Here is a 3,722-nt window from a genome sequence, read left to right on the forward strand (position 1 = left end):
GTGGGGGAAGGATTCGAACCTTCGAAGTCTGTGACGGCAGATTTACAGTCTGCTCCCTTTGGCCGCTCGGGAACCCCACCGGACTTGATGGTGCCGACTACCGGAATCGAACTGGTGACCTACTGATTACAAGTCAGTTGCTCTACCTACTGAGCTAAGTCGGCATCAAGTAGCGCGCATTCTATGGAGACCTGCGAGCGCATGCAACTAAAAAATTGCATAAAATGTTCTATCGCTCACATTTTGCGCTATACGACCAATAAATGACGTATTTTCAGACAGCTTAGCATAAAATTTCGACATTACGGACAAGGCAAGTTTCGCTTTGCTGTCGGCAGTGGGCCGCTTACTGGCTAAAATTATCATCTTCACATCTGGAATATGCGTCACATTGCTTTTCAGCGAATGAAGTAAGGGAAACATTTTTTCTTATTATTCCTTTCCATCTGGTGTTACCCTCCTGCCCATTGTCCAGATTAACTGAAATGTGACGTGCCATTGCATGCCGGGGCTGACGCGCTTTTTCATCACGGCCCTGATGAAGTAATGACAGCCAGAAACATGCTTATGAGTATAAAAGAGCAAACGTTAATGACGCCTTACCTACAGTTTAACCGCAACCAGTGGGCTGCGCTTCGTGATTCCGTGCCAATGACTCTGACTGAAGATGAGATCGCACGGTTAAAAGGTATAAATGAAGATCTGTCGCTGGAAGAAGTCGCGGAGATTTATTTGCCTCTGTCGCGTTTGCTTAACTTCTATATCAGCTCAAACCTTCGTCGTCAGGCGGTTCTCGAGCAGTTCCTTGGCACGAATGGCGAGCGTATCCCTTATATCATCAGTATTGCCGGCAGCGTGGCTGTAGGAAAAAGTACCACCGCGCGCGTGTTGCAAGCGCTGCTGAGCCGTTGGCCGGAGCATCGTCGCGTTGAGTTGATTACCACTGATGGTTTTCTTCACCCTAACCAGGTGCTGAAAGATCGCGGTCTGATGAAGAAGAAAGGGTTTCCTGAGTCCTATGATATGCACCGCCTGGTTAAGTTTGTTTCTGATCTTAAATCAGGCGTGCCAAATGTGACGGCTCCGGTTTACTCGCACCTGATATATGACGTGATTCCTGATGGCGATAAAACGGTGGCCCAGCCGGATATATTAATTCTCGAAGGGCTTAACGTGTTACAAAGCGGAATGGACTATCCGCACGACCCTCATCATGTATTTGTTTCTGATTTCGTCGACTTTTCTATTTATGTTGATGCACCGGAAGATTTACTGCAAACGTGGTATATCAACCGCTTCCTCAAATTCCGTGAAGGGGCGTTTACTGACCCCGATTCTTATTTCCATAACTACGCGAAGCTGTCAAAAGATGAGGCAATCAATACCGCTACGGCGTTATGGAAAGAGATTAACTGGCTGAATTTGAAGCAAAATATCTTACCCACACGTGAACGCGCGAGTCTCATTATGACAAAAAGCGCAAATCATGCGGTCGAGCAGGTTCGCCTGCGTAAATAAATAAAAAGGGAGCAATCGCTCCCCCTTTTTATTGTGCGCTTCTCAGGGATATTTCCCCTCCCACCCAGGGTTTTACTATCCCGTCCTGCTCAAGCAGCAATGCGCCCTGCGTATCAATCCCCCGAGAGATGCCGTATATTTCTTTTTCACCGATAATCAGTTTGACCGGGCGATTGATAAAGTTATCCAGTTTTTCCCAACGCGAAAGATAGGGAGCCAGGCCTTCCTGCTCAAATAACTCCAGCGCGGTACGTAATTCACGAATGAGTCTCGCAGCCAGCGTATTGCGATCGAGCGTGATACCGGCTTCCTGTAATGTAATCCATCCCTGATTTACGATGCCTTCTTCAACACGACGCATCGCCATGTTTATTCCTGCGCCGATCACGATCTGTGCAGCGTCGCCTGTTTTCCCCGTCAGTTCAACCAGGATCCCTGCCAGTTTGCGATCCAACAGATACAGATCGTTTGGCCACTTTACGCGAACCTTATCTGCTCCCAAATCGCGTAAGACTTCCGCCATCACGATGCCAATCACCAGGCTTAAACCGATCGCCGCAGCGGGTCCCTGTTCCAGACGCCAGTACATCGACAGATATAAGTTGGCGCCGAATGGCGAAAACCATTTACGTCCACGGCGACCGCGCCCGGCCTGCTGATATTCAGCGACACATGCGTCACCTGACTGCAGTTCTCCGATTCGCTCCAGGAGATACTGATTGGTTGAATCGATAACAGGGAGCACAGCAACCGTGCCGCGATCCAGTTGGCTATGAATACGATTCGCATCCAGCAGTTGGATCGGCTCGGGCAGACTATAGCCTTTGCCAGGCACGGTGAAAACATCAACGCCCCAATCTCGTAGTGTCTGGATATGCTTGTTAATGGCGGCGCGGCTCATCCCCAGCGTATCACCTAGCTGTTCGCCAGAATGAAACTCGCCGTCGGCTAGCAGAGAGATCAGCGTCAGGGGAACGGTATTATCCTTCATGCGATGATCTCCACGGCATTGACCTCACCCATTTGTCCAATGAACCGCACTTCCGGTTCCAGCCAGACGTTAAATTTTTCTCCAACTTTCTCACGAACCAGATGCGCCAACTGGACAACATCTTCACTTGTCGCATTATCCGCGTTAATGAGTACCAAAGCCTGCTGGCGATGTACGGCAGCGCCGCCAATTCCAATGCCTTTAAGCTGGCACTGGTCAATTAGCCAGCCAGCCGCCAGTTTTACTGAGCCATCCGCCTGGGGATAATGTGGCGCGTGGGGGAATTCAGATAACAGTGCCTGTGCAACGTCAACTGTCACGACAGGATTTTTAAAAAAGCTGCCTGCGTTACCGTTTACTTTCGGGTCTGGCAGTTTAGTCATTCGCATATGGCAGACGGAGTCAAACACCTGCTGAGGCGTAACGGTCGCCGGGTCGAGTCGCGTGAGATCGCCATAGGTCAATACTGGCTGCCATTGCTTAGACAGGCGCAGGCCAACGGCGACAATTGCAAAGCGATCCTGATACTCATGTTTGAAAATGCTGTCACGGTATCCAAAACGGCACTCTTGAGCGCTAAGACGGTGAGGCGTCCCCGTCGCTAATTCGATGCAGTCAACGTAATCACAGACCCGTTGAAGCTCAACGCCGTAAGCACCTATATTCTGAATGGGAGAAGAACCGACGCAGCCAGGGATCAGCGCCAGGTTTTCCAGTCCAGGCATACCAAGCTGCAACGTATGCTGAACCAGCTGATGCCAGTTTTCGCCAGCGCCAACATGCAAATGCCACGCATCTGGTTGTTCTGTCACCTCAATTCCTTTAATACGATTGATGATGACTGTCCCATGGAAAGCATTAAGGAACAGCACATTACTCCCCTCACCCAGAATCAATACCGGTTGTTGCTTTGCATTGGCGGTTTGCCAGGCATTTAAGAGTTGTTGTTCATTCTCAGCACAAATAATTTCATTTGCAGACTGATCGATACCAAAGGTATTCCAGGATTTAAGGGAGTGATTCATAGACGCTTTCCAGATGCATAATCGCGTTATTTTAACGCATATGCTGCGGTAAGGCTTGTTTTATGGCGGAATGGGTTTGATTACTACAGACTGATTCAGTAGACCAGCGCCAGAAACGCAAAAAGCCCATCCGTCAGGATGGGCTTTTCACTTGTCTGATGCCTGGCAGTTCCCTACTCTCGCATGGG

The 3,722-nt window shown here is 49.5% G+C and carries 3 protein-coding genes, 1 tRNA gene and 1 pseudogene; 2 read left to right on the forward strand and 3 right to left on the reverse strand.

All coding sequences use genetic code 11. The annotated features are described in order from the left end of the window. Window positions 1-88: 88 nt before the first annotated feature. A tRNA-Thr gene (locus OGY07_RS00035) sits at window positions 89-164 on the reverse strand. A gap of 19 nt (window positions 165-183) precedes the next feature. On the opposite strand from OGY07_RS00035, the pseudogene OGY07_RS00040 reads away from it, so the two are divergent. After that, a pseudogene (locus tag OGY07_RS00040) lies at window positions 184-264 on the forward strand (hypothetical protein); the annotation flags it as partial. A gap of 303 nt (window positions 265-567) precedes the next feature. Further along, window positions 568-1,518, forward strand: a complete 951-nt coding sequence (gene coaA / locus OGY07_RS00045; RefSeq protein ID WP_181823308.1) for a type I pantothenate kinase — start codon at window positions 568-570, stop codon at window positions 1,516-1,518. A gap of 28 nt (window positions 1,519-1,546) precedes the next feature. On the opposite strand, the gene birA is transcribed toward coaA, so the two are convergent. Both birA and murB read right to left on the reverse strand, forming a co-directional pair. Continuing rightward, window positions 1,547-2,509 carry a bifunctional biotin--[acetyl-CoA-carboxylase] ligase/biotin operon repressor BirA gene (birA, locus tag OGY07_RS00050; RefSeq protein WP_042293159.1) on the reverse strand — a complete coding sequence of 321 codons (963 nt, stop codon included), beginning with the start codon at window positions 2,507-2,509 and terminating at the stop codon, window positions 1,547-1,549. Next, complete coding sequence (murB, locus tag OGY07_RS00055; RefSeq protein ID WP_286597898.1) at window positions 2,506-3,534, reverse strand: UDP-N-acetylmuramate dehydrogenase; 1,029 nt, start codon at window positions 3,532-3,534, stop codon at window positions 2,506-2,508. Before murB ends, birA begins: the two co-directional genes overlap by 4 nt. Window positions 3,535-3,722: the final 188 nt, after the last annotated feature.

It is taken from the genome of Citrobacter sp. Cs237, from assembly GCF_030332325.1.
In the GTDB taxonomy this organism is placed as follows: domain Bacteria; phylum Pseudomonadota; class Gammaproteobacteria; order Enterobacterales; family Enterobacteriaceae; genus Citrobacter_A; species Citrobacter_A sedlakii.

What these genes read in the sequence shown, in the direction of transcription:
- birA (WP_042293159.1), bottom strand. Translation starts at nt 2,509, where the DNA reads ATGAAGGATAATACCGTTCCCCTGACGCTGATCTCTCTGCTAGCCGAC.
- coaA (WP_181823308.1), top strand. Translation starts at nt 568, where the DNA reads ATGAGTATAAAAGAGCAAACGTTAATGACGCCTTACCTACAGTTTAAC.
- murB (WP_286597898.1), bottom strand. Translation starts at nt 3,534, where the DNA reads ATGAATCACTCCCTTAAATCCTGGAATACCTTTGGTATCGATCAGTCT.